Here is a 25,319-nt window from a genome sequence, read left to right as displayed (position 1 = left end):
CGTAGCTCCACGCGCGCGTACGGCCAGACTCGTCGCCATGAGCGGACGAGCGGCCTCCGGAAGCGCGGGGGGACCCACGGCGGGTGGACTCACGACGGCGGCCCCCGTGCCCCCCGTACCGGACCGGCGGCGGATCTGGCCGTTGTACGCGGCCGGGTTCACCACCGCCTTCGGCGCGCACGGCATCGCGGCCAATCTGGGCGCGGACCTGGGTGCGGGCGGCTCCGGCGCGGGCGGCGCGGAGTTGGCGCGGTCGGTGCTGTACCTGGGGGTGCTGCTCGCGCTGTACGACGCGGCGGAGGTCGTCCTCAAGCCGGTGTTCGGCACGCTCGCCGACCGGATCGGGGCCCGGCCGGTGCTGCTGGGCGGGCTCGTCGCGTTCGCCGCCGCGTCGGCGCTGTACGTGGCGGTGCGCGAGCCGGGCTGGCTGTGGGCGGCGCGGCTGGGGCAGGGGGCGGCGGCGTCGGCGTTCTCGCCGGCCGCGTCGGCGCTGCTGGTACGGCTGAACCCGGCGGTCCGGCACGGGCGGGCGTTCGGCTCGTACGGCTTCTGGAAGAGCGCCGGGTTCACGGCGGGGCCGCTGCTCGGCGGCGTGCTGGTGTGGGCGGGCGGGCTGACGCTGCTGTTCGGCGTGATGACGGCGCTGGCCGCGGCGGTCGCGGTGTGGGCCGCGCTCGCCGTACCGGCCGTACCGCCGCTGCCGAGGGCCCGGCAGACGCTCGCGGACCTGGCCCGCCGGCTGGCCGACGGAGCGTTCGTGCGGCCGGTGCTGGCCCTGGCGGCGGCCACCGCCGCGCTGTCGGTCGGCGTCGGGTTCCTGCCGTTGTCCGGGCGGGCGGACGGGCTGTCGCCGGTCGCGACCGGGGCGGCGGTGTCCGCGCTCGCCGCGTGCGCGGCCTTCGTACAGCCGTGGGCCGGGCGGGCCCTGGACGCCGGGCGGCTGACCCTGCGGACCGGGCTGTCCGCCGGGCTCGCCGTGACCGCGTGCGGCATGGCCGCCGCCGTCCTGCCCGGGGTGGCCGGACTGCTCGTCGCCGCCCTCCTGACCGGCGCGGGCACCGGCCTCATCACCCCGCTCGGCTTCGCCGCGCTCGCCGCCACGACCCCCCAAGCGCGGGTCGGGCAGACCATGGGGACGGCCGAGATCGGGCGCGAACTGGGCGACTCCGGCGGCCCGTTGTTCGTCGCCGCGATCGCCACCGGCGCGGGCCTGGCGTGGGGCTTCACGGCGCTCGCGCTGCTCACGGCACTCCTGATCCCGCTGGCCCTGACGACCCCGCGCGCGGCCGTGCCGGCCTGAGCCAGGCCACGGGGGGTGGGTGCGACCGGCCCTGCGCGTCACTGGATCAGATCGATGTGCGGATGCGCGGGAGAGGCCGGGCACACGTAGATCTGCATATTGTCGGTGCTGCCCACCTCGACCGCTGTCGGCTGATCGGGCCTCCGGGCGGCGTAGTAGTCGCCGTAGGCGGCGGCCCGGTCCTCGTACGGCGCCCAGCCGCGCCCCTCGTCACCGTCCCACTCGAAGGAGGCGATGGTCAGCAGGGGCACCATCGTCGTCTCGCAGACGTCGCAGTCCCAGGGGTACGCGTCGGTGCGGCCCCACGGCGGCCAACCCCCGGCCTTCCAGCCCGGGGCGTGGGCCAGAAGCGCGTCGTAGAACTCCACGGGATAGTCCGCGCAGGAGCCGTCCAACTCGACCCCGGCCGCCTGCCATCTGCCCCGGTCCGCCACCAACTCCCGTACCTCTGGGGCGAGATCGAGACTGTCGGGGTACTCGGTGATCGCTTCCGGCGCCAGCAGGCACGGCTCCGGCAGATAGCCCTCCCCGTTCACCTCGTACGGCTCCGGCGGAGCGTCGAGGACATCGACGACCTCGGCGGCCGAGCGCCAGAACAGCGCGGTCGCGGGCTTGGGGTCGGGATCGTGGTCGTAGGGGCACCAGAGGACCTGGAGCACATCGGCGTCGCCGGGCGGCCGCAGCAGGGGCACGTCCCGCACGTACAGCTGGGCCACGGGCAGCAGGGGGACCGGGCACTCCGCAGGCTGCGGGGCGAGGGCGCGGCGCGCCGCGAGTCGCGCGGCGGCGCGTTCCCTGAGCGCCACCTCCTCGGGCGTCGGCTCGACGCCACCGGAATCGGGGTGCCGTCGGGCCCGCAGGCGTCTCTCCAGCCGCACCTCCTCGGGCGACTGGCGGAACCCGCTGTCGATGTGCAGGTGCGAGTCCTGGCAGAGCGGCCACGGCTCCCCGGCGGGCCACAGCAACGGCCCTCCGACCGAACTGTCCCCGACCGTGGGCGATCCCGGGCGGGGATGCAGCCGGATCGCGGGACGCGCCAGCGGAGCCAGCTCGGGAAAGACCTCGGCCACCTCGACGGGCCGCGGCGGAGTCGTACGTACGAAGTCCATGCCGGTGATCCTGACACCGGCCACTGACAGACCCCCGCCCGGCCCTCCGCCTCAACCGGCTTCAGGACGCCTCTGCTTGTTCGCATCGGCGGCGGCTCTACGATCGTGCGTCATGACCTCCGCGCTGATCCTCATCGACCTGATGCCACGCATCATCGACCTTCCTCTCGCCCCGCACACTGGTGACGAAGTACTGGGCCGCTGCCGCGAGTTGGCCGCATCCTTCCGGGCGAGCGGACGACCGGTGGTGCAGGTCCGGGTGGAGCGCCCGAACGTCGACGAGCAGCCGCCGGGCAGCGGCTTCGCCCCCGGCCTCGTCCACGGTGACGACATCGTGGTGGTCAAGCGCACCATCGGCGCGTTCTACGGCACGAATCTGGACGAGCGGCTGCGCGAACGGGGTGTGGACACCGTGGTGATCGCCGGGCTGGTCACCACGATGGGCGTCGAGTCCACCGCGCGGGCAGCGGCGGACCACGGCTACCGGCTGGAGTTCGTGGCCGACGCGATGTCCGGACTCGCCGCGGACGAGCACGAGTTCGCCGTGGAGCGGGTCTTCCCGCGCTTCGGCGAGGTGCGGAAGACCGCCGACTACAGCTGACGCCGCCATACCGGGACCGGCCCGCCGGGCCGGTCCCGAGTGGATCGCCCCGCCCCCGGACGCCACGGCGTCCGGCCCTGGCACGGGAATTCCCCCATAATCGAACACATGTATGAGATGCTGCCGCCGGGGAGCGCCGCGCGCGACGGCATACGGCTGAACCCCGCCCCCCGCACCGGTCACGACACCCGGCGTCCGGCCGGATCCCGGGCCGACCGGCCGATCATGGACGCACCGATGAGATTCTCCGGCGCGGAGAGTCTCACCCCCTGTTGTCCGACGACACGGAGGAACACGTGGCCCAGCTCCTGAAAGTGCAGAACTTCAACGTCTCCAGCGACGGCGTCGCCGCCGGTTTCGACGCGGACCAGAGCCTTCAGAGCCCCTTCGGGATCGACAAGCCCGAGCGGCTGTTCGGCTGGGCCGGCGCCACCGCGAGCTGGCCCAATCGAACCGACCCCGGCGGCAGCCGGGGGCTCGACGACTACCTCACCCGGGACTTCCACCACAACATCGGCGCCGAGATCATGGGCCGCAACAAGTTCGGCCCGCAGCGCGGGCCTTGGGAGAACGAGGACTGGCAGGGCTGGTGGGGCGACAACCCGCCGTTCCACACACCGGTGTTCGTGCTGACCCACCACACCCGGCCGTCGATCACGCTCTCCGACACCACGTTCCACTTCGTCGACGCCGACCCGGCCACGGCGCTCGCCCAGGCCAAGGAGGCGGCGCGGGGCAAGGACGTGCGGCTCGGCGGCGGGGTGAGCACCATCCGGGAGTTCCTCGACGCCGACCTGGTCGACACCCTGCATGTGGCGGTCTCTCCGTTCGCGCTCGGGGAGGGGCAGCGGCTGTGGGACTCCCCCGAGGACCTGCTCGACCGCTTCCACCGGGACGTGGTGCCCAGCCCGAGCGGCGTGACGCACCACCTGTTCTGGCGGAAGTGAACACGTCTGCCCGCCCGGCCTGTTGAAGGCCGGGCGGGCAGATGGACACATCCCGGGGCCGACGTGCGCGCCCCGCGCACACGCCCTACCCGCGCGCCCTCGCGGGCGTCCTCGCGGGTGCCTCGACGCAGTGGTCGTAGCCGGTGCCGTAGTCGGGCTCGCACGGGTACTCGGGCGGCGTCGGCGGCACCGGCGGACCCACCGGGACGACCTCCCACGCCGCATGGATGGTGCCGCTGGTGCCCATCGCGACATTGCCGACCCACGGCGGCATCGCGGCGGAGATGGTGAACTGCGCCGAGCTCTCACCGGGCTGCAGCGTCACGTCATGCCAGCCCTCGAACCCGAGCTCGATGTACGGGGCGATCGTGCCCTCCAGCCACAGACCCTCGAAGAACACCTCCATCGGCCGGTCGGTGTGGTTGACGACGACACCGGTCCAGCTGTCCCGCCAGCCCGGCTGAATGTTGTCGGCCCCCGGCGTGGAGAGCGGGATCTCGATCCCCCCTGTGGCGAGCGGGATCGGCACCATGGTCACCCGGTGCGCGGTCGGCGAGTCGATGCTCACGGTGATGTCGGGTGCGGCGCGCGGCGCGCGGGCGTCGTGTCGGCCACCCTCGGCCGACGCGGTTCCCGCGGCGGCCAGGGTGAGCAGCAAAGACGCCAGGACGCCGCCCAGGGGGCGGAGGATGCGTCGTAGGGTCATGGATTCATGCCCTTTCGGGGGAGGGAGGGGGACCGGGGAGGACCTTGGGAATCCGAGGAAAACCAAGGAAACCCAAGAAAATCGGACGATGGTCGCGTCCTCAGATATACGCGGACCGCCATGACCCCGCCCCGGGGATGGGCCATCCGTGGCGCCCCTCTCCGGCCCCCTCCGACACCCCCCACCCACCCCCGCGCGTGCGTCAGGCCGCGCGCCAGAGGGCCGGGACCGACGGCGGCTCCCAGCCGGGCTGGGCGGTGTGCGCCTGGAGGCAGACGTACGCGCGGCCGCCGTATGTGACGGTGTCGCCCGCGCGGTACGCGGTGCCGACCGCCCAGGTGCCGCCCGGCGCGGTCGCCGTGGGAGTCGGCGTCGGCGTTCCCGGGTCCTGGGGAAGGTCGAGGACGAAGTCGAAGGCCGCCTCCTTCGCACCGCCGCCCGCGTCCCGCACCGTCATCAGCAGCCGCGCGTCGAAGATCGAGTCCGTGTTGTTGCGGGGCTCGCCCGGGAAGTACAGCTGCGTCGTGAGCACCGGGCGGCCCGGCGCCTGCACCTTGACGTGGAGGTGCCGGGTGCGGCCCGGGTAGAGCCCCGGCACGATCGTGGTGAGCTTGAACGCCCCGTCCGCGCCGGTGAATTGATGGCCGCGGAATCTGAATCCGGTGTTGTCGTAGGCGCCGTTGGTGTCGGCCTGCCAGAAGTCCAGCAGCACCCCGGACACCGGCCGGCAGGCACGGCCGAAGACATAGCCGCTGACGGTCAGCGGCACACCCGGCGTTCCGGCCTCCAACAGGCTGGTGCGCAGCGGGGAGTTGGGCTTGAAGTACGGGCCCTCGATCTGCTCGACGGTGGGTCCGTCGCCGTCGTGGCACTCGGGGGTGACCTGCGGCGGGGCGGCCCCCTCGGTGAGGTTGCGGGCCAGCGCGGGAACGCCCATGAGGACGGCGGGCGCGGCCATGCCGGCCGCGAGGGCGGCCCGGAGCACCGTCTTGCGGGTGACGTGCCCGGCGCTCGTACGGCCGCTGCCTATGCCGCCGCCGGCGCCTTCGTTTCCGGTCTCGTCTCGGTTCATGCCTGCTCCTGGGGAGTGGGGGGTGGCTGAACGGAACGAGCAGAAACCTAGGCGGGTCCCGGGCCCGCTTCGATGGACGGAGCGCGGCTGTCGTGGTGCTTTCGGAAGCCGCCGGGACTCATCCCGGTCTCCCGGCGGAAGAAGCGGCAGAAGTACGCGGGGTCGTCGAAGCCGGTCCGGGCGGCGACCTGGCGTACGGACAAGTCGGTGCGGGCCAGCAGGCGTTGGGCCTCGCGGGTGCGTGCCTCGCGGAGCAGGCTGCCGGGGGTACGGCCGACGGCCGCCCGTAACGCCTCGGTGAGATAGCCGGGGGTGAGACCGAGCCGGTCGGCGCACTCCCGTACGGAACCGAGGGCGCCCGGCTCGGTCGCGGCCAGCAGCCGGGCGAACTCCTCGGCGACGGCGTGCCGTCCGGCCCGTACCTCGGCACCCACCACGTCCGAACCCGGCCCCGAACCCGCCCCCGGACCCGGCACCCCGTCCGCCATGCCAGCCGCCGTGCCGCTCGCCGGCCGGTCCGGGAGCCGGGTCATCCGCACCAGCAGGACGCGCAGCAACGAGCGCAGCACCGTGGCGAATCCGGGGTCCCCGTGCCCGTACTCCTCGCTCAGCTCGGCGAGCAGCCGACCGGTGCGGGCGTGCGCGACCGGGTCGAGACGGTGCCAGGGCCGCGCGCCGATCCGGCGCAGCAGATCCGTGTCGCCGCTCTGGCCGACCAGGAAGTCCGGGGTGAACAGGACGACGGAGCCGTCGAGTCCCCGGGTGTCCTCCCAGTGGTGGACCTGCCCGGGCACGATCACCCCCAGATGCGGCGGGCTCAGCTCCCAGCGGTCCAGATCGACGACATGGGTGCCGGTGCCCCGGGTGACATGGACGATCTCGAAGAAGGTGTGCCGGTGCGGGAAGGCGGCCCGGGAGTACGGGCCGATCTCGTCGAAGCTGCCGATGGCGAACGGCACGTCGTCCGGCAGCCGCAGTTCCAGGCGGTGTACGGGCGGGGTGTCGGGTAACCGGGCGGTCCCGCGCATCGGGCGGCTCCCTCCTCGTCGGGGGCTCGCTGAAGACATGGAGACACAGCTCGACGCGATTGGTCGAGACCAATTCGTCACCCCACGATGACACGCCTCACCCCATCGGGTCACCCCCGCGTGGACTCCCCCGGCATGCGCCCACCCCGCCCTAGGGTGACGCTTCTGTCACCCGCGCCCACCCCACCCCCACCCCGCCTCACCGCCCCGCCTCACCGCCCCGTCTCGCCCACGAGGAGCCTCCGCATGCCCCGCCCCCTCCGTACCGCCTCCGGAGCCGCCGTCCTCGCGCTCGCCGCGTCCCTGCTCCTGCCGGGCTCCGCCCGGGCGGCCGACGACGGCTCCGTGGCCCGTGACCTGGGGCGGGCGTACCACGCCACGGCGAAGTACCGATACGAGCCGAACGCGGCCAAGGACGGCTTCCTCCCCGCCGACGACTGCAAGTCGGACCCGGTACTGGGCGGCATGGGCTACCACTACGCCAAGCTCGCCCACCTCGGCTCCACCGACCCGGACCGCCCGACCGCGCTGTTCTACGTCACCGGCGAGGACGGCACACGGCGGCTGGTCGGCGCCGAGTGGATCGTCCCGAGCACCGGGCAGCCGGCGCCGCGGATGTTCGGCCGGAAGTTCGACGGCCCCTTCGACATCGCGGGCCTCGGCCGGGTCTACGACCGCCATGTCTGGCTCTACGAGAAGAACCCGGCCGGTTTCTTCGCCCGTTTCAACCCGCACCTGTCCTGCCCGTAGGCGCCGGGGCGCCACAAAAGACGAGAGGCCCGGCGACAAACGCCGGGCCCCTCTTTCCGAAATCGTGCCTACCGCACGAACACCCCCGCCTGGCTCGCCAGGTCCAGGAAGTACTGCGGCGCGAAGCCCAGCGCCAGCGTCACCACGACACCCGCCGTGATGGCGAACGATGTGAAGCCCGACGGCACGGCAACCGTCGGCCCGTCGGCCTTCGGCTCGCTGAAGAACATCAGCACGATCACCCGGATGTAGAAGAACGCGGCGACCGCCGACGAGATCACACCGACCACGACCAGGCCGCCCGCGCCGCCCTCCGCCGCCGCCTTGAACACCGCGAACTTGCCCGCGAAGCCCGAGGTCAGCGGGATGCCGGCGAAGGCCAGCAGGAACACCGCGAAGACCGCCGCCACCAGCGGCGACCGCCGCCCGAGCCCGGCCCACTTGGACAGGTGCGTCGCCTCACCGCCCGCGTCGCGCACCAGGGTGACGACGGCGAAGGCGCCGATCGTCACGAAGGAGTACGCGGCCAGGTAGAACAGCACGGACGAGACACCGCTCGGGGTCGCCGCGATGACACCGGCCAGGATGAACCCGGCGTGGGCGATCGACGAGTAGGCGAGCAGCCGCTTGATGTCGGTCTGGGTGATGGCGACGATCGCACCGCCCAGCATGGTGACGATGGCGACGCCCCACATGACCGGCCGCCAGTCCCAGGTGAGCCCCGGCAGCACCACGTACAGCAGCCGCAGCAGCGCGCCGAACGCGGCGACCTTCGTCGCGGCGGCCATGAAGCCGGTGACGGGGGTCGGGGCGCCCTGGTAGACGTCCGGGGTCCACATGTGGAACGGGACGGCGCCGACCTTGAAGAGCAGGCCCATGACCACCAGCGCGAAGCCGATGAGCAGCAGGACGTCGTTGCCCATGGTCCCGGCGAGCGCCGGGTCGGCCGAGGTGACGGCGCCGCTGACGACGTCGGCGATGGTGGCGTACGTGACGGAGCCCGCGTAGCCGTACAGCAGTGCCGTGCCGAACAGCAGGAACGCGGAGGAGAACGCGCCGAGGAGGAAGTACTTGACCGCCGCCTCCTGCGAGATCAGCCGCTTGCGGCGGGCGAGCGCGCACAGCAGGTACAGCGGCAGCGAGAAGACTTCCAGGGCGATGAAGAGCGTCAGCAGGTCGTTGGCGGCCGGGAAGACCAGCATGCCGGTGACCGCGAACAGCGCCAGCGGGAAGACCTCGGTGGTGGTGAAGCCGGCCTTGACGGCCGCCTTCTCCTGCTCGCTGCCGGGGACGGCGGCGGCCTCGGCGGCGAACGAGTCGACCTTGTGGCCGTGGTCGGCCGGGTCGAGCCGGCGCTCGGCGAAGGTGAGCACGGCCAGGATCGCGGCCAGCAGAATGGTGCCCTGGAGGAACAGGGCGGGCCCGTCGACGGCGATGGCGCCCATGGCCGCGATGTGCGCCTTGGTGGAGCCGTAGCCGCCGGCGGCGAGGCCGACGACCGCGGCGAACGCGGCGGCGAGCGCGAGGACGCTCAGGAACACCTGGGTGCCGTGCCGGCCCCGGCGTGGTACGAACGCCTCGACGAGGACGCTGAGAACGGCCGCACCGACGACAATGAGCACCGGGGACAGCTGGGTGTACTCGATGTGCGGGGCCGGGATCTTGTCGACCGGCCCGGCCGCCGCCGTCCACAGGCTGTGGACGGCGGGGGCGACGGCGGAGGAACTCACTTGGCCGCCTCCAGGTTCTTAGCGGGAACGGACGGAGCCGGGTCCTTCTGCTGGACGTCGGACATGGTGTGCCGGACCGACGGATTGACGATGTCCGTCAGCGGCTGCGGGAAGACCCCGAGGAAGATCAGTACGGCGATCAGCGGGACGACCACCGCGAGCTCGCGCGGCCGCAGGTCGGGGAGCTTCTTCACCTCCTCCTTCACCGGGCCCGTCATCGTCCGCTGGTAGAGGACGAGGGTGTAGAGCGCGGCGAGGACGATGCCGGTGGTGGCGATGATGCCCGCCACCGGATAGCGCGCGAACGCGCCGACCAGGACCAGGAACTCGCTGACGAACGGGGCGAGTCCGGGCAGCGAGAGGGTCGCGAGACCGCCGATCAGGAAGGTGCCGGCGAGCACCGGGGCGACCTTCTGCACCCCGCCGTAGTCGGCGATGAGCCGCGAGCCACGCCGGGAGATCAGGAAGCCGGCGACGAGCATCAGGGCGGCCGTCGAGATGCCGTGGTTGACCATGTAGAGCGTGGCACCGGACTGGCCCTGGCTGGTCATCGCGAAGATGCCGAGGACGATGAAGCCGAAGTGCGAGATCGACGCGTACGCGATCAGGCGCTTGATGTCGCGCTGGCCGACCGCGAGCAGCGCGCCGTACACGATGCTGACGAGCGCGAGGGCGACGATCACCGGCGTGGCCCACTTCGACGCCTCCGGGAAGAGCCCGAGGCAGAAGCGGAGCATCGCGAAGGTGCCGACCTTGTCGACGATCGCGGTGATGAGGACGGCGACCGGGGCGGTCGCCTCCCCCATCGCGTTCGGCAGCCAGGTGTGCAGCGGCCACAGCGGCGCCTTCACCGCGAAGGCGAAGAAGAAGCCGAGGAACAGCCAGCGCTCGGTGTTGGTCGCCATGTCCAGCGTGCCGTTCGCCCGCGCCGCGATGATCTCGGGGAGCGAGAAGCCGCCGGCGACGACGTACAGACCGATGACGGCGGCCAGCATGATCAGTCCGCCGACCAGGTTGTAGAGCAGGAACTTGACCGCCGCGTACGAGCGCTGGGCCGCCGCGTTGCTGTCGCTGCCCGCGTGGGCACGGTCGCCGAAGCCGCCGATGAGGAAGTACATCGGGATGAGCATGGCTTCGAACAGGATGTAGAAGAGGAAGACGTCGGTGGCCTCGAAGGAGAGGATCACCATCGCCTCCACCATGAGGATCATGGCGAAGAAGCCCTGGGTGGGCCGCCACTTGCTGGAGTGGCCCGTGGCGGAGCCGCTTGTCGACTCGGCCAAGGGGTCGGCGTCGTGCCAGCCGGCGAGCACGATGAACGGGATGAGCAGCGCGGTGAGCGCGATCAGCGCCACCCCGATGCCGTCCACGCCCAGTTCGTAGCGGACGCCGAACTCCCGGATCCAGGAGTGGGATTCGACGAGCTGGTAGCGGGCGCCGCCCGGTTCGAAGCGGGCGAAGACGACCGCGGCGCACGCGAGCGTGGCGAGCGAGACGAGGAGCGCCAGCCATTTGGCGGCGGTACGGCGGGCCGCAGGCACGGCGGCGGTGAGGATCGCACCGGCCGCCGGTACCGCTGCCGTCACCGTCAGGAGCGGGAAGGACATCGGGGATTACACCGCCCTCATCAGCAGGGTCACGGCGATGAGCACCGCCGCGCCTCCGAACATGGAGACCGCGTACGACCGCGCGTAGCCGTTCTGGAGCTTGCGCAGCCGGCCGGAAAGCCCCCCGACCGAGGCCGCGGTGCCGTTGACCACTCCGTCCACGAGGGTGTGGTCGACGTAGACGAGGGAGCGGGTCAGATGGGTGCCGCCGGTCACGAAGACGGCGTGGTTCAGGTCGTCCTGGAGCAGATCGCGGCGGGCGGCCCGGGTGAGCAGCGAGCCGCGCGGGGCAACCGCGGGGACCTCGGCGCGCCCGTAGTGGAGATAGGCGAGGCCGACGCCGAGGAGCATCACCACGATGGTGGCGGTGGTGACGACTCCGGCGCTGATCGGCGGGTGGCCGTGGCTGAAGCCGGTGACCGGCTCCAGCCACTCCGTGAAGCCGCTGAACTCGAAGACCGCGCCGCCGGCCACCGAGCCGACCGCGAGCAGGATCATCGGCAGCGTCATGGAGCGGGGCGACTCGTGCGGGTGCGGCAGCTCGCCCTTTTCGTCGGGCTGCCAGCGCTTCTTGCCGAAGAAGGTCATCAGCATCACGCGGGTCATGTAGTACGCGGTGATGGCCGCGCCGAGCAGGGTGACCGAGCCGAGGATCCAGCCCTCGGTGCCGCCCTGCGCGAACGCCGCCTCGATGATCTTGTCCTTGGAGAAGAAGCCGGAAAGCCCGGGGAAGCCGATGATCGCCAGATAGCCGAGGCCGAAGGTGACGAAGGTGACCGGCATGTACGTGCGCAGGCCGCCGAACTTCCGCATGTCGACCTCGTCGTTCATGCCGTGCATGACCGAACCGGCGCCGAGGAAGAGCCCGGCCTTGAAGAAGCCGTGCGTGACCAGGTGCATGATCGCGAAGACGTAGCCGATCGGTCCGAGACCGGCCGCGAGGATCATGTAGCCGATCTGCGACATCGTGGAGCCGGCGAGCGCCTTCTTGATGTCGTCCTTCGCGCAACCGACGATCGCACCGAAGAGCAGGGTGACCGCGCCGACGATGGTGACGACGAGCCGGGCGTCCGGCGCCGCGTTGAAGATGTCGGCGGAACGGACGATCAGATAGACGCCGGCGGTGACCATGGTGGCGGCGTGGATGAGGGCCGAGACCGGGGTCGGGCCCTCCATCGCGTCACCGAGCCAGGACTGCAGCGGCACCTGGGCCGACTTGCCGCACGCGGCGAGCAGCAGCATCAGACCGATCGCGGTCAGCTTGCCCTCGGTGGCACCGCCCGCGGCCTCCAGGACCGGCTTGAAGGCGAAGGTCCCGAAGGTGGTGAACATCAGCATGATCGCGATCGACAGGCCCATGTCGCCGACCCGGTTGACCAGGAACGCCTTCTTCGCGGCGGTCGCCGCGCTGGGCTTGTGCTGCCAGAATCCGATGAGGAGGTACGAGGCGAGGCCGACGCCCTCCCAGCCGAAGTACAGCAGCAGGTAGTTGTCGGCGAGGACGAGCAGGAGCATCGCCGCGACGAACAGGTTCAGATATCCGAAGAAGCGGCGGCGGCGCTCGTCGTGCTCCATGTACCCGATCGAGTACACGTGGATGAGCGTGCCGACGCCGGTGATCAGCAGCACGAAGGTCATCGACAGCTGGTCGAGCTGGAAGGCCATGTCCGCCTGGAAGCCCTCGACCGGGATCCAGGTGAACAGCAGCTGGTGCAGGGCCCGGTCGTCGGCGCTCTTGGAGAGCATGTCGGCGAACAGGACGACGCCGATGACGAACGAGACGCCGGCCAGCGCCGTACCGAGCAGATGCCCGATCTTGTCGAGCCGGCGGCCGCCGCACAGCAGGACGGCCGCTCCGAGCAGGGGCGCCGCGACGAGCAGCGCAATCAGGTTGTCCACGGTCAGCCCCTCACAGCTTCATCAGGCTGGCGTCGTCGACCGAGGCCGAGTGACGGGCACGGAAGACGGACACGATGATGGCGAGTCCGACGACGACCTCCGCGGCGGCGACGACCATCGTGAAGAACGCGATGACCTGACCGTCGAGATTGCCGTGCAGACGGGAGAAGGTGACGAACGCGAGGTTGCAGGCGTTGAGCATCAGCTCCACGCACATGAAGAGCACGATCGCGTTGCGCCGGATGAGCACCCCGACACCGCCGATGGTGAACAGCAGGGCGGAGAGATACAGGTAGTTGACGGGGTTCACCGGGTGGCCTCCTCTTCGTCCCGGACCAGGTCCCGGCCCTCGGCGCCGTCCCGGCCGCCGAGGTCGCCGCGGCCACCGAGGTCATCCCGACCGCCTCGGCCGAGCCGCTCCGCCGAGCGCTGTTCCAGCGCCTTCAGGTCGGCCATCGCCTCGCGGGACACGTCCCGGATCTGGCCCCGCTTGCGCAGGGTCGAGATCACGGTCAGTTCGGCCGGGGTGCCGTCGGGCAGCAGACCGGCGATGTCCACCGCGTTGTGCCGGGCGTAGACACCGGGCGCGGGCAGCGGCGGCAGGTGCGCGCCCTCGCGGACCCGCTGCTCGGACAACTCGCGCTGGGTGCGGGCGCGTTCGGTGCGCTCGCGGTGGGTGAGGACCATCGCGCCGACCGCCGAGGTGATGAGCAGCGCGCCGGTGATCTCGAAGGCGAAGACGTACTTGGTGAAGACGAGGGCGGCCAGGCCCTCGACGTTCCCGCCGTAGGCCGCGTTCGCCGCGCCGAGGCCGGTGAAGTCCTTCAGGGAGGCGTGCGCGATACCCGCGATCAACAGGATCCCGAAGCCGAGCCCGCACAGGGCGGCCCACCAGCGCTGCCCCTTGATGGTCTCCTTCACCGAGTCGGCGGCGGTGACGCCGACCAGCATGACGACGAAGAGGAACAGCATCATGATCGCGCCGGTGTAGACGACGATCTGGACGATGCCGAGGAAGTACGCGCCGTTGGCCAGGTAGAAGACCGCCAGGACGATCATGGTGCCGGCGAGGCAGAGCGCCGAGTGGACGGCCTTGCGCAGCAGGATCGTGCCGAGGGCGCCGAGGACGGCGACGACTCCGAGGACCCAGAACTGGAACGCCTCGCCCGTGGAGGTCGTGTAAGCGGCGGCCAGCGGAGCGGCCGCGAGATCGAGGTGCGCGCTCACGCGTCCACCTCCTCGTGCTCGCCCTTCTCGCCCTTCTCGCCCTTCTCGCCCTTCTCGCCCTTCTCACGCATCTCGCCCTGCTCGCCCGTCTCGCCCTTGGAGACGGCGACCTGGCGGACGGTGCCGGGCGCGGCCTCCGTCACCAGGCCCCGGTAGTAGTCCTGCTCGTCCATGCCCGGGTAGATGGCGTGGGGGGTGTCGACCATGACGTCGTCGAGCCCCGCGAGCAGCTGCTCCTTGGTGTAGATCAGGTTCTCGCGGGAGGAGTCGGCCAGTTCGAACTCGTTGGTCATCGTCAGCGCGCGCGTGGGGCACGCCTCGATGCACAGGCCGCACAGGATGCAGCGGGCGTAGTTGATCTGGTAGACCCGCCCGTACCGCTCGCCCGGGGAGTAGCGCTCCTCGTCGGTGTTGTCCGCGCCCTCCACGTAGATGGCGTCGGCCGGACAGGCCCACGCGCACAACTCGCAGCCGACGCACTTCTCCAGACCGTCGGGGTGACGGTTGAGCTGGTGCCGGCCGTGGAAGCGGGGCGCCGTGGTCTTCTGCTGCTCCGGGTACTGCTCGGTCAGCCGCTTCTTGAACATGGCCTTGAAGGTCACGCCGAAACCGGCCACCGGATTCTGGAAGTCAGACACCGTCCGTCTCCTTTCCCTCACTCGCAGTAGCAGTATCGGGGCCACCACTGACAATCAGCTCCCGCTCCTGGCGGGACCGGCGCCTCGGTACGGGCGGCAGGGACTGTCCGGGCTTGGGCGGTACGGGGAATCCGCCCGCCATCGGGTCGAAGGGCGTCTCGCGGTCGGCCCCGGCGTCCGCCTTGGCCTTCTTGTCGCGGAAGACGTCCACGACGAAGGAGAGCAGGAGCACTCCGAGGACGGCTCCGGCGACGGACAGCACGATGGTCCGGAAGTCGTAGCCCTCGTTGCCGAGCGCCCGGACGGTGGCGACCATCATCAGCCACACCACGGAGACCGGGATGAGGATCTTCCAGCCGAGCTTCATCAGCTGGTCGTAGCGGACGCGGGGCAGGGTGCCGCGCAGCCAGATGAAGAAGAACAGCAGCAGCTGCACCTTGAGGACGAACCACAGCATCGGCCACCAGCCGTGGTTGGCGCCCTCCCAGAAGCCCGAGATCGGCCACGGGGCCCGCCAGCCGCCCAGGAAGAGGGTGGTCGCGACGGCCGAGACGGTCACCATGTTGACGTACTCGGCGAGCATGAACATCGCGAACTTGATGGACGAGTACTCGGTGTTGAAGCCGCCGACCAGGTCACCCTCGGACTCCGGCATGTCGAAGGGGGCGCGGTTGGTCTCGCCGACCATCGTGACGATGTAGATGATGAACGAGACCGGCAGCAGCACGATGTACCAGCGGTCGGCCTGCGCCTCCACGATCTTCGAGGTCGACATCGACCCGGAGTAGAGGAAGACGGAGGCGAACGCGGCGCCCATCGCGATCTCGTACGAGATCATCTGCGCGGCCGAGCGCAGTCCGCCGAGCAGCGGGTACGTCGAGCCGGAGGACCAGCCCGCGAGGACGATGCCGTAGATGCCGACGGACGCGACCGCGAGGACGTACAGCATCGCGATCGGCAGGTCGGTCAGCTGCATCGTGGTGCGCTGGCCGAAGATCGACACCTCGTTGCCGGCCGGGCCGAACGGGATCACGGCGATGGCCATGAACGCGGGGATGGCGGCGACGATCGGGGCGAGGACGTAGACGACCTTGTCCGCCCGTTTGACGATCACGTCCTCCTTCAGCATCAGTTTGATGCCGTCCGCGAGGGACTGGAGGAGGCCCCAGGGGCCGTGCCGGTTGGGGCCGACGCGCAGCTGCATCCAGGCCACGACCTTGCGCTCCCACACGATGGAGAAGAGCACGGTCACCATCAGGAACGCGAAGCAGAAGACGGCCTTGACGACGACGAGCCACCAGGGGTCCGTGCCGAACAGGGAGAGGTCTTCGGCGGCGAGCGGCGTGTTCACACCTGCACCTCCGTCGGGGTGGCGGCCGGGGCGGCCGGGCCGATCCGGACCAGGTCGCCGGGGCGGGCGCCGGTGTCGGCGAGGACGCCGCGGCCGCCCGAGTTCAGCGGGAGCCAGACCACCCGGTCGGGCATCTCGGTGACGGCCAGCGGCAGTTCGGTGGACCCGGCGGGGCCGGTGACGGCGAGGACGTCGCCGTCCTTGACGCCGGTGGCCTCGGCGGTCGCGGCGGACAGCCGGGCGACGGCGGCGTGCCGGGTGCCGGCCAGGGCCTCGTCGCCCTCCTGGAGCCGGCCGAGGTCGAGCAGCAGCCGATGGCCGGCGAGCACCGCCTCGCCCTCGCCCGGACGGGCCGCGGACCGGCCCGGCTCCGAGGGGCCGGAGGCCCGCTCGCCGCTCCAGCCGCCCAGCCGGTCCAGCTCGCGCCGGATCGACACCAGGTCGGGCAGGGCGAGATGGACGTCGAGCGCGTCGGCGAGCATGTGCAGCACGCGCGCGTCGGTCGGCGCGAGCGCGCGGGTCATCTGCTCCGGCTTCAGCGCGGCCTCGAACGGCCGGGCCCGGCCCTCCCAGTCGAGGAACGTGCCGGCCTTCTCCGCGACCGCCGCGACCGGCAGCACCACGTCGGCCCGCTCGGTGACCGCGCCCGGGCGCAGCTCCAGGGAGACGACGAAGGTCGCTTCCAGCGCCTCACGCGCGCGTAGCGGGTCCGGCAGGTCGTCCACGTCGACACCGGCGACGAGCAGCGCGGCGAGTTCGCCGCTCGCGGCGCCCTCCACGATGTGGCCGGTGTCGCGGCCGAAGCCGGTGGGCAGTTCGCGTACGCCCCAGGCGGCGGCGACTTCCTCACGCGCGCGGGGGTCGGTCGCGGGCCGGCCGCCGGGCAGCAGCGTCGGCAGGGCGCCCGCCTCGACGGCGCCGCGCTCGCCCGCCCTGCGCGGGATCCACACCAGGGACGCGCCGGTGGCGGTGGCGGCCCGGACGGCGGCGGTGAGCGCGCCGGGGACGGCGGCGAGCCGCTCGCCGACCGCGATCACGGCGCCCTTCTCCCGCAGCGCCTCGGCGGCGGCGAAACCGCTCTGCGAGAGGCCGACACGGGAGGTGAGGGCGTCCAGCCACTCGGTCTCGGTGCCGGGCGCGGCGGCGAGCAGGGTGCCGCCCGCCTTCTCCAGACCACGAGTGGCATATGCCGCGATGGAGTAGGTCCTCTGCCCCTTCTTCCGCCATGCCTTGCGCAGCCGCAGGAAGACGCCGGGCGCCTCCTCCTCGGCCTCCAGGCCGACCAGGAGCACCGCCGGGGCGGCTTCGAGCGAGCTGTACGTGACGCCGCTGCCGTCCAGGTCCCGGCCCCGTCCGGCGACAGTGGCGGCCAGGAAGTCGGCCTCCTCGCCGGAGTGGACCCGGGCCCGGAAGTCGACGTCGTTGGTGTCGAGGGCGACCCGCGCGAACTTGGCGTAGGCGTACGCGTCCTCGACGGTCAGCCGGCCGCCGGTCAGGACACCCGAACGCCCGCGCACCAGACCGCGGGCCGCCGCCTCCAGGGCCTCCGGCCAGGACACGGGTTCGAGCACGCCGTCCTTGTTACGGACCAGGGGCGTCGTCAGCCGGTCGCGCTGCTGCCCGTACCGGAAACCGAACCGCCCCTTGTCGCAGATCCACTCCTCGTTGACCTCGGGGTCCTCGGCGGCGAGCCGCCGCATGACCTTGCCGCGCCGGTGGTCGGTACGGGTCGCGCAGCCGCCCGCGCAGTGCTCGCACACGCTCGGCGACGACACCAGGTCGAAGGGGCGGGAGCGGAAGCGGTACGCGGCGGAGGTGAGCGCGCCGACCGGGCAGATCTGGATCGTGTTGCCGGAGAAGTACGACTCGAACGGGTCGCCCTCGCCGGTGCCGACCTGCTGGAGCGCACCGCGCTCGATCAGCTCGATCATCGGGTCGCCCGCGACCTGGTTCGAGAAGCGGGTGCAGCGCGCGCACAGCACACAGCGCTCGCGGTCGAGCAGCACCTGGCTGGAGATCGCGACCGGCTTCTCGTACGTCCGCTTGCGGCCCTCGAAGCGGGACTCGGCCTGACCGTGCGACATCGCCTGGTTCTGCAGCGGGCACTCGCCGCCCTTGTCGCAGACCGGGCAGTCCAGCGGGTGGTTGATGAGCAGCAGCTCCATCACCCCGTGCTGGGCCTTCTCGGCGACCTTCGACGTCAGCTGGGTGCGCACCACCATGCCGTCGGTGCAGGTGATGGTGCACGAGGCCATCGGCTTGCGCTGGCCCTCGACCTCGACGATGCACTGGCGGCAGGCGCCGGCCGGATCGAGCAGCGGGTGGTCGCAGAACCGGGGGATCTCGATGCCGAGCTGCTCGGCGGCGCGGATCACCAGGGTCCCCTTGGGGACGGAGATCCCGGCGCCGTCGATGGTCAGCGTGACATGGTCCTCGGGCACTGCCTCGGCGCCGCTCCCGGAGGCGGCGGACGTGCTGACGGTCATGCGTTCACCTCCCGGTTCCTGTCGGCCCAGGCGGTCGACTTGGCGGGGTCGAAGGGGCAGCCCTTGCCCCTGATGTGCTGCTCGTACTCGTCGCGGAAGTACTTCAGGGACGAGAAGATCGGCGAGGCGGCGCCGTCGCCGAGGGCGCAGAAGGACTTGCCGTTGATGTTGTCGGCGATGTCGTTCAGCTTGTCGAGATCCGACATCACGCCCTTGCCGGCCTCGATATCGCGCATCAACTGGACGAGCCAGTAGGTGCCTTCCCGGCAGGGCGTGCACTTGCCGCAGGACTCGTGCGCGTAGAACTCGGTCCAGCGGGTGACGGCGCGCACCACACAGGTGGTCTCGTCGAAGCACTGGAGCGCCTTGGTGCCGAGCATGGAGCCGGCGGCGCCGACGCCCTCGTAGTCGAGCGGGACGTCGAGGTGCTCGTCGGTGAACATCGGGGTGGACGAGCCGCCCGGGGTCCAGAACTTCAGCCGGTGGCCGGGCCGCATCCCGCCGCTCATGTCGAGCAGTTGGCGCAGGGTGATGCCGAGCGGGGCCTCGTACTGGCCGGGCGAGGCGACATGGCCGCTGAGCGAGTAGAGCGTGAAGCCCGGGGACTTCTCGGTGCCCATCGACGTGAACCAGTCCTTGCCCCGGTTCAGGATCGCGGGAACAGAGGCGATGGACTCGACGTTGTTCACCACAGTGGGGCACGCGTACAGACCGGCGACCGCGGGGAAGGGGGGTCGCAGCCGGGGCTGGCCGCGCCGTCCTTCCAGCGAGTCGAGCAGGGCGGTCTCCTCGCCGCAGATGTACGCGCCGGCGCCGGCGTGCACGGTGAGGTCGAGGTCGAGACCGCTGCCCAGGATGTCCCGGCCGAGGTAACCCGCCGCGTACGCCTCCCGCACGGCCTCGTGCAGCCGGCGCAGCACGGGCACGACCTCGCCACGCAGATAGATGAAGGCGTGGCTGGACCGGATCGCGTAACAGGCGATCACGATGCCCTCGATGAGGGAGTGCGGGTTGGCGAAGAGAAGGGGGATGTCCTTGCAGGTGCCGGGCTCCGACTCGTCCGCGTTGACGACCAGATAGTGCGGCTTTCCATCTCCCTGCGGGATGAACTGCCACTTCATGCCGGTGGGGAAGCCGGCGCCGCCGCGTCCGCGCAGACCGGACGCCTTGACGTACGCGATGAGGTCGTCGGGCGACATCGCGAGGGCCTTGCGCAGACCCTCGTAGCCCTCGTGCCGCCGGTAGGTCTCCAGGGTCCAGGAATCGGGCTGGTCCCAGAAGGCCGACAGGACGGGTGAGAGCAGTTTCTCGGGGCTGCTGTTGTTGATCTCGGCCGCCAAGGTCATCACTCCCCCTCCTCACTGGCTGCCTCGCCGCGCGGGCCCACGACCCGGGCCTGCGACTGCTGCTGTTCCTGCTGCTGGGCCCGCTGCTTGTCTTGGCGCGTGGCCTGGCGGGCGGCCTGCCGCGTGGCCTGCTGCGGGGTCTCGCCCTTGGCGAGCCGCAGTCCGACCAGCGAGGCCGGGCCCGCGCCGCCGCTCTCCGCGACGGCGCCGGGGCGCTCGTCGGGGAAGCCGGCCAGTATCCGAGCGGTGTCCTTGAAAGTGCACAGCCGCGCGCCGCGGGTGGGCGAGACGGGGCGGCCGGCGCGCAGGTCGTCGACGAGCGCGGTGGCCGACTCGGGCGTCTGGTTGTCGAAGAACTCCCAGTTGACCATCACCACGGGCGCGAAGTCGCAGGCCGCGTTGCACTCGATGTGTTCGAGGGTGACCTTGCCGTCCTCGGTCGTCTCGTCGTTCTCGACGTCGAGATGTTCCTTCAGCGTCTCGAAGATCGCGTCGCCGCCCATCACCGCGCACAGGGTGTTGGTGCAGACGCCGACCTGGTAGTCGCCGGACGGCTTGCGCCGGTACATCGTGTAGAAGGTCGCGACGGCGGTGACCTCGGCCGTGGTCAGGCCGAGCAGTTCGGCGCAGAACCGCATGCCCGTACGGGTCACGTAGCCCTCCTCCGCCTGCACCAGGTGCAGCAGCGGCAGGAGCGCGGAACGGGAGTCCGGGTAGCGGGCGATGATCTCCTTGCCGTCCGCCTCCAGCCGGGCGCGGACCTCGGCCGGGTAGTCGGGCGCGGGCAGCTGGGGCATGCCGAGACTGGTCTGGCCGGGGATCGGACCGGGCTGGCCGGCCGCGGGGCGGGCGGGGGTCCCGTCTGTCATCGGTCGACGCCTCCCATCACGGGGTCGATGGACGCGACGGCGACGATGACGTCGGCGACCTGGCCGCCTTCGCACATCGCGGCCATGGCCTGGAGGTTGGTGAAGGACGGGTCGCGGAAGTGGACCCGGTAGGGACGGGTGCCGCCGTCGGAGACGACATGCACGCCGAGTTCGCCCTTGGGCGACTCGACCGCCGCGTACGCCTGCCCGGCCGGGACCCGGAAGCCCTCGGTGACCAGCTTGAAGTGGTGGATCAGGGCCTCCATGGAGGTGCCCATGATCTTCTTGATGTGGTCGAGGGAGTTGCCGAGACCGTCGGGGCCGAGGGCGAGCTGCGCGGGCCAGGCGATCTTCTTGTCGCCGACCATGACCGGGCCGGGCTCCAGCCGGTCCAGACACTGCTCGACGATCCGCAGCGACTGGCGCATCTCCTCCAGGCGGATGAGGAAACGGCCGTACGCGTCGCAGGTGTCGGTGGTCGGGACGTCGAACTCGTAGTTCTCGTAGCCGCAGTACGGGTCGGTCTTGCGCAGGTCGTGCGGGAGGCCCGCCGAGCGCAGGATCGGTCCGGTGGCGCCGAGCGCCATGCAGCCGGTGAGGTCGAGATAGCCGACGTCCTGCATGCGGGCCTTGAAGATGGGGTTGCCGGTGGCGAGCTTGTCGTACTCCGGCAGGTTCTTCTTCAGGGTCTTCACGCACTCGCGGACGGCGTCGACGGCGCCGGGCGGCAGATCCTGGGCGAGGCCGCCGGGCCGGATGAACGCGTGGTTCATGCGCAGGCCGGTGATCAGCTCGTACAGGTCCAGGATCAGCTCGCGGTCCCGGAAGCCGTAGATCATGATCGTGGTGGCGCCCAGCTCCATGCCGCCGGTGGCGATGCACACCAGGTGCGAGGAGAGCCGGTTCAGTTCCATCAGCAGGACGCGGATGACGCTGGCGCGGTCCGGGACCTGGTCGGTGATGCCGAGCAGCTTCTCCACGCCGAGGCAGTACGCCGTCTCGTTGTAGAACGAGGTGAGGTAGTCCATGCGCGTGACGAAGGTGGTGCCCTGCGTCCAGGTCCGGTATTCGAGGTTCTTCTCGATGCCGGTGTGGAGATAGCCGATGCCGCAGCGGGCCTCGGTGACGGTCTCGCCGTCGATCTCCAGGATGAGCCGGAGCACACCGTGGGTGGACGGGTGCTGCGGACCCATGTTGACGACGATGCGCTCGTCGTCGGCCTTCGCCGCGGAGCGGACGACCTCGTCCCAGTCGCCGCCGGTGACGGTGTAGACCGTGCCCTCCGTCGTCTCGCGCGCGGACGAGGCGTCGGGGGTGGCGTCGGGATCGGCATCGGGGGTGGTGCCGGGGGTGCTGTGGCTGGTGGTCACGAGTACGACCTCCGCTGGTCCGGAGCCGGGATCTGGGCGCCCTTGTACTCGACGGCGATGCCGCCGAGCGGGTAGTCCTTGCGCTGCGGGTGGCCCTGCCAGTCGTCCGGCATCATGATCCGGGTGAGGGCGGGATGGCCGTCGAAGACGATGCCGAAGAAGTCGTACGTCTCGCGCTCGTGCCAGTCGTTGGTCGGATAGACCGACACGATCGACGGGATCCTCGGGTCGGCGCCGGGCGCCGAGACCTCCAGCCGGATCGTCCGGCCGTGGGTGAGCGACCGCAGGTGGTAGACGGCGTGCAGCTCGCGGCCCTTGTCGCCGGGATAGTGGACGCCGGAGACGCCCATGCACAGTTCGAACCGGAGCGCCGGGTCGTCGCGCAGGGTGCGGGCGACGCGGACCAGGTGCTCGCGCTCGATGTGGAGGGTCAGCTCGCCCCGGTCGATCACCGTCTTGTCGATGGCGTTCTCGGGGACCAGGCCCTGTTCCTCCAGGGCGCCCTCCAGTTCGTCGGCGAGCTCGTCGAACCAGCCGCCGTACGGGCGGGAGGCCGGCCCCGGCAGTCGTACGGGACGGACGAGCCCTCCGTAACCGGAGGTGTCGCCACCATTGTTGGCGCCGAACATCCCGCGCTGGACGCGGACCTCCTCGCCGTGGTCGCCACGCTGACCGGGAAGGTTCTGACTGCTCAGATCCTTCTCCGGATTCGGAGTCTCGTCACTCAACGGAGAAGGCCCTTCATCTCGATCGTCGGCAGCGCCTTCAGCGCCGCTTCCTCCGCCTCACGGGCCGCCTCCCGCGCGTTCACGCCGAGCTTGGAGGTCTGGATCTTCTGGTGCAGCTTGAGAATCGCGTCCATCAGCATCTCCGGGCGCGGCGGGCAGCCCGGCAGATAGATGTCGACCGGGACGACGTGGTCGACGCCCTGCACCACCGCGTAGTTGTTGAACATGCCGCCCGAGGACGCGCACACGCCCATGGAGATGACCCACTTGGGGTTCGGCATCTGGTCGTACACCTGCCGCAGCACGGGCGCCATCTTCTGGCTGACCCGGCCGGCCACGATCATCAGGTCCGCCTGACGCGGGGAACCGCGGAACACCTCCATGCCGAACCGGGCCAGGTCGTAACGGCCCGCGCCGGTCGTCATCATCTCGATGGCGCAGCACGCCAGGCCGAAGGTGGCGGGGAAGACGGAGGACTTCCGTACCCAGCCCGAGGCCTGTTCGACGGTGGTCAGCAGAAACCCGCTCGGCAGCTTCTCTTCGAGTCCCATGAGTGCTCCTAAAGCCCCTCAGTCCCATTCCAGGCCGCCGCGCCGCCACACGTACGCGTAGGCGACGAAGACGGTGAGCACGAAGAGCAGCATCTCCACGAGCCCGAAAATCCCCAGGGCGTCGAAGGTGACCGCCCAGGGGTAGAGGAAGACGATCTCGATGTCGAAGACGATGAAGAGCATCGCCGTCAGGTAGTACTTGATCGGAAAGCGACCGCCTCCGGCCGGCGTAGGAGTGGGCTCGATGCCGCACTCGTACGCCTCAAGTTTCGCCCTGTTGTACCGCTTTGGCCCGATAAGCGTGGCCATGACCACGGAGAAGATCGCAAACCCCGCTCCCAGGGCACCGAGCACGAGGATGGGCGCGTACGCATTCACGCTCCTCGCTCCTTCCAGTCGTCCTTGACCGTTGGACCGCACTGCCGGGTCGCGGAGCTTCGGGGAGCCTCGCGGAAGATCGCCACCATGTGAGGCAGTTCACAAGCCCGACGTCCGCGTATCTTAAGCCTGACCTTCTGTGATCTGCGACACGGGGTACGCCAACAGCTTTGTGATCTTCACCACCTGACGAACGATCATGAAGCCATATGAGTGGTGATCTTGTCGCGTCCAGCGCGCAAGTGATCACTAGAGGTGAGATTCACGCTCGAATTCGCTGGTCGGAAGGGGTGTCGCTCTATCAAGAGGTGGGGAGTGCACGCAAATTGGCGACGAGACGGGCCCGGATGATAAAGAACCGGCCATCGCCCGGTCGGGGGGCTCGCCGGACCGAGGTGGACGCGAAGGCTCCGGGGCGACCAAGATCGTGACCTGCGTCACACGCCTGTCGGGGCCTCAAGAACGGGGCTTGGCCATCGAAGTGAAGAGATGGTAAGTGGCGGGCAATTCGGACTTTTCATTGAAAGTGCGTGATCAAGAGCCTCTGAGGCCGTGCCCGTTTTGCCCGTTACGCCGTCAATAAGACGCCGGAAGAAGCGGATTCAGCCCCTCCAAGGGCAACTGTGGCGCAGACCACGTTTCTTGAAGGGAACCCTGATGCCCTGATAGCGGTTGTTCCCATGTCCCACACCACCGCTCACATACCCAGCCACCGGAAGCCCCGCCGCAGCGCTTCGAAGCTCTCGCTGCGCGCCGGAGTCGCCGGTGGCGTGCTCAGCACCATCGCGGTGGCCGGCGCCGCCACCCCGGCGTCCGCCGAAACGGTGACCGAGACGACCCTGGAGATGCCCACCCTGGCCTCCATCGACGTCGACATCGCCAGCGCGGTCTCCGCCTCCGTCGAGGCGAGCCAGCAGGAGGCCCTGCACCAGGACCTCGCGGCGCGGGAGGACGCGGCCCTCCAGAAGGCCGCGAAGGACGCCAAGAAGGCCAAGGCCGAGGCCGAGCGCAAGGCCGAGGCGGAGCGCGCCGAGAAGGCCCGCGCGGAGAAGGAGGCCAAGGCCCGCGCCGACGCCGAGGCCCGCGCCTCCCGCGACGCCCAGCGCACCGCGCTCGCGCAGACGGCCTCGTACTCCGCGGGCTCGACGGTCTCCTCCACCCCGACCTCCAACGGGACTTCGGCCGGCTCCAGCTCCAGCAGCTCGCAGGTCGCCACCGGTTCCGCCGCCGCGATCGTGGCCTTCGCCCGCGCGCAGATCGGCGACGCCTACGTCTCCGGCGGCACCGGCCCCAACTCCTGGGACTGCTCCGGCCTCGTCCAGGCCGCCTACCGCCAGGCCGGCATCGACCTGCCGCGCGTCTCCAGCTCGCAGTCGATGCGGGGCACCGAGGTCTCCCTGAGCAACCTTCAGCCGGGCGACATCCTCTACTGGGGCGGCCGCAGCAGCTCGTACCACGTCGCCATCTACGTCGGCGGCGGCAACTTCGTCGGCGCGCAGAACTCCTCGACCGGCGTCGTCGAGCGCCCGCTGAGCTACGACCCGCCGTCGGGCGCGGTCCGGATCTTCTGATCCAGCGGAGCTCGGGCGCGGTCCGGATCCGCTGATCCGGCGCTGCTCGCGCGGA

General features: G+C 70.7%; 23 protein-coding genes. 5 read left to right on the top strand and 18 right to left on the bottom strand.

The window, feature by feature from the left end; genetic code table 11:
• The first annotated feature begins 133 nt into the window (after positions 1–133).
• Positions 134–1,300, top strand: coding sequence for an MFS transporter (locus ABZ990_RS07850; RefSeq protein ID WP_361227018.1), 1,167 nt, complete (start codon positions 134–136; stop codon positions 1,298–1,300).
• 38 nt (positions 1,301–1,338) lie between these two features.
• Here the strand turns inward: ABZ990_RS07850 and ABZ990_RS07845 are convergent, their stop codons facing one another.
• Positions 1,339–2,409 carry a hypothetical protein gene (locus tag ABZ990_RS07845; RefSeq protein ID WP_361226933.1) on the bottom strand — a complete coding sequence of 357 codons (1,071 nt, stop codon included), beginning with the start codon at positions 2,407–2,409 and terminating at the stop codon, positions 1,339–1,341.
• 112 nt (positions 2,410–2,521) lie between these two features.
• Between ABZ990_RS07845 and ABZ990_RS07840 the strand changes: the two genes are divergently transcribed.
• Positions 2,522–3,010: an isochorismatase family protein gene (locus tag ABZ990_RS07840; RefSeq protein WP_361226930.1), complete on the top strand. Its 489-nt coding sequence runs from the start codon at positions 2,522–2,524 to the stop codon at positions 3,008–3,010.
• A gap of 296 nt (positions 3,011–3,306) precedes the next feature.
• Positions 3,307–3,957: a dihydrofolate reductase family protein gene (locus ABZ990_RS07835; protein WP_361226927.1), complete on the top strand. Its 651-nt coding sequence runs from the start codon at positions 3,307–3,309 to the stop codon at positions 3,955–3,957.
• A gap of 85 nt (positions 3,958–4,042) precedes the next feature.
• Here the strand turns inward: ABZ990_RS07835 and ABZ990_RS07830 are convergent, their stop codons facing one another.
• The 3 genes from ABZ990_RS07830 to ABZ990_RS07820 form a co-directional block, all read right to left on the bottom strand.
• Positions 4,043–4,663 (bottom strand): hypothetical protein, encoded by a 621-nt coding sequence (locus tag ABZ990_RS07830; protein WP_361226924.1) that lies wholly within the window; start codon positions 4,661–4,663, stop codon positions 4,043–4,045.
• 202 nt (positions 4,664–4,865) lie between these two features.
• Entirely contained in the window at positions 4,866–5,621 is a 756-nt protein-coding gene (locus tag ABZ990_RS07825; RefSeq protein ID WP_361227015.1) for a carbohydrate-binding protein, read from the bottom strand.
• A 161-nt stretch (positions 5,622–5,782) separates the two neighbouring features.
• Positions 5,783–6,763, bottom strand: a complete 981-nt coding sequence (locus tag ABZ990_RS07820) for an AraC family transcriptional regulator (protein WP_361226921.1) — start codon at positions 6,761–6,763, stop codon at positions 5,783–5,785.
• Between the two features lie 246 nt (positions 6,764–7,009).
• On the opposite strand from ABZ990_RS07820, the gene ABZ990_RS07815 reads away from it, so the two are divergent.
• Positions 7,010–7,513 (top strand): hypothetical protein, encoded by a 504-nt coding sequence (locus ABZ990_RS07815; protein ID WP_361226919.1) that lies wholly within the window; start codon positions 7,010–7,012, stop codon positions 7,511–7,513.
• 68 nt (positions 7,514–7,581) lie between these two features.
• Here the strand turns inward: ABZ990_RS07815 and nuoN are convergent, their stop codons facing one another.
• The 14 genes from nuoN to ABZ990_RS07745 form a co-directional block, all read right to left on the bottom strand.
• Positions 7,582–9,243, bottom strand: coding sequence for an NADH-quinone oxidoreductase subunit NuoN (nuoN, locus tag ABZ990_RS07810; RefSeq protein ID WP_361226916.1), 1,662 nt, complete (start codon positions 9,241–9,243; stop codon positions 7,582–7,584).
• Positions 9,240–10,850, bottom strand: coding sequence for an NADH-quinone oxidoreductase subunit M (locus ABZ990_RS07805; protein WP_361226913.1), 1,611 nt, complete (start codon positions 10,848–10,850; stop codon positions 9,240–9,242). Before ABZ990_RS07805 ends, nuoN begins: the two co-directional genes overlap by 4 nt.
• 6 nt (positions 10,851–10,856) lie before the next feature.
• Complete coding sequence (gene nuoL, locus ABZ990_RS07800; RefSeq protein ID WP_361226910.1) at positions 10,857–12,749, bottom strand: NADH-quinone oxidoreductase subunit L; 1,893 nt, start codon at positions 12,747–12,749, stop codon at positions 10,857–10,859.
• 10 nt (positions 12,750–12,759) lie between these two features.
• Entirely contained in the window at positions 12,760–13,059 is a 300-nt protein-coding gene (gene nuoK, locus ABZ990_RS07795; protein ID WP_361226907.1) for an NADH-quinone oxidoreductase subunit NuoK, read from the bottom strand.
• Positions 13,056–13,976, bottom strand: a complete 921-nt coding sequence (locus ABZ990_RS07790; protein WP_361226904.1) for an NADH-quinone oxidoreductase subunit J — start codon at positions 13,974–13,976, stop codon at positions 13,056–13,058. Before ABZ990_RS07790 ends, nuoK begins: the two co-directional genes overlap by 4 nt.
• Complete coding sequence (nuoI, locus tag ABZ990_RS07785) at positions 13,973–14,614, bottom strand: NADH-quinone oxidoreductase subunit NuoI (protein ID WP_361226901.1); 642 nt, start codon at positions 14,612–14,614, stop codon at positions 13,973–13,975. The genes ABZ990_RS07790 and nuoI overlap by 4 nt, the downstream gene beginning before the upstream one ends.
• Positions 14,607–15,965 (bottom strand): NADH-quinone oxidoreductase subunit NuoH, encoded by a 1,359-nt coding sequence (gene nuoH, locus ABZ990_RS07780; protein WP_361226898.1) that lies wholly within the window; start codon positions 15,963–15,965, stop codon positions 14,607–14,609. The genes nuoI and nuoH overlap by 8 nt, the downstream gene beginning before the upstream one ends.
• Complete coding sequence (locus tag ABZ990_RS07775; protein ID WP_361226895.1) at positions 15,962–18,451, bottom strand: NADH-quinone oxidoreductase subunit G; 2,490 nt, start codon at positions 18,449–18,451, stop codon at positions 15,962–15,964. The genes nuoH and ABZ990_RS07775 overlap by 4 nt, the downstream gene beginning before the upstream one ends.
• Positions 18,448–19,800 carry an NADH-quinone oxidoreductase subunit NuoF gene (nuoF, locus tag ABZ990_RS07770; RefSeq protein ID WP_361226892.1) on the bottom strand — a complete coding sequence of 451 codons (1,353 nt, stop codon included), beginning with the start codon at positions 19,798–19,800 and terminating at the stop codon, positions 18,448–18,450. Before nuoF ends, ABZ990_RS07775 begins: the two co-directional genes overlap by 4 nt.
• Positions 19,797–20,594 (bottom strand): NADH-quinone oxidoreductase subunit NuoE, encoded by a 798-nt coding sequence (gene nuoE / locus ABZ990_RS07765; protein ID WP_361227012.1) that lies wholly within the window; start codon positions 20,592–20,594, stop codon positions 19,797–19,799. The genes nuoF and nuoE overlap by 4 nt, the downstream gene beginning before the upstream one ends.
• Positions 20,595–20,662: 68 nt before the next feature.
• Positions 20,663–22,036, bottom strand: coding sequence for an NADH-quinone oxidoreductase subunit D (locus ABZ990_RS07760; RefSeq protein WP_361226889.1), 1,374 nt, complete (start codon positions 22,034–22,036; stop codon positions 20,663–20,665).
• On the bottom strand, positions 22,033–22,764 hold the full coding sequence (locus ABZ990_RS07755; RefSeq protein ID WP_361226887.1) for an NADH-quinone oxidoreductase subunit C: 732 nt from the start codon (positions 22,762–22,764) through the stop codon (positions 22,033–22,035). The genes ABZ990_RS07760 and ABZ990_RS07755 overlap by 4 nt, the downstream gene beginning before the upstream one ends.
• Positions 22,761–23,315, bottom strand: a complete 555-nt coding sequence (locus tag ABZ990_RS07750; RefSeq protein WP_361226884.1) for an NADH-quinone oxidoreductase subunit B family protein — start codon at positions 23,313–23,315, stop codon at positions 22,761–22,763. Before ABZ990_RS07750 ends, ABZ990_RS07755 begins: the two co-directional genes overlap by 4 nt.
• Before the next feature lie 18 nt (positions 23,316–23,333).
• The gene (locus ABZ990_RS07745) at positions 23,334–23,693 is read right to left on the bottom strand and encodes an NADH-quinone oxidoreductase subunit A (RefSeq protein WP_003992243.1); all 360 of its coding nucleotides are present in this window, start codon (positions 23,691–23,693) and stop codon (positions 23,334–23,336) included.
• A gap of 680 nt (positions 23,694–24,373) precedes the next feature.
• Here ABZ990_RS07745 and ABZ990_RS07740 point away from each other — a divergent pair.
• Entirely contained in the window at positions 24,374–25,264 is an 891-nt protein-coding gene (locus ABZ990_RS07740) for a C40 family peptidase (protein ID WP_361226882.1), read from the top strand.
• Positions 25,265–25,319 lie beyond the last annotated feature (55 nt).

Source organism: Streptomyces sp. NPDC046203 (genome assembly GCF_040646255.1).
Classification (GTDB): domain Bacteria; phylum Actinomycetota; class Actinomycetes; order Streptomycetales; family Streptomycetaceae; genus Streptomyces.
This window is presented reverse-complemented; position numbering and strand designations above follow the sequence as displayed.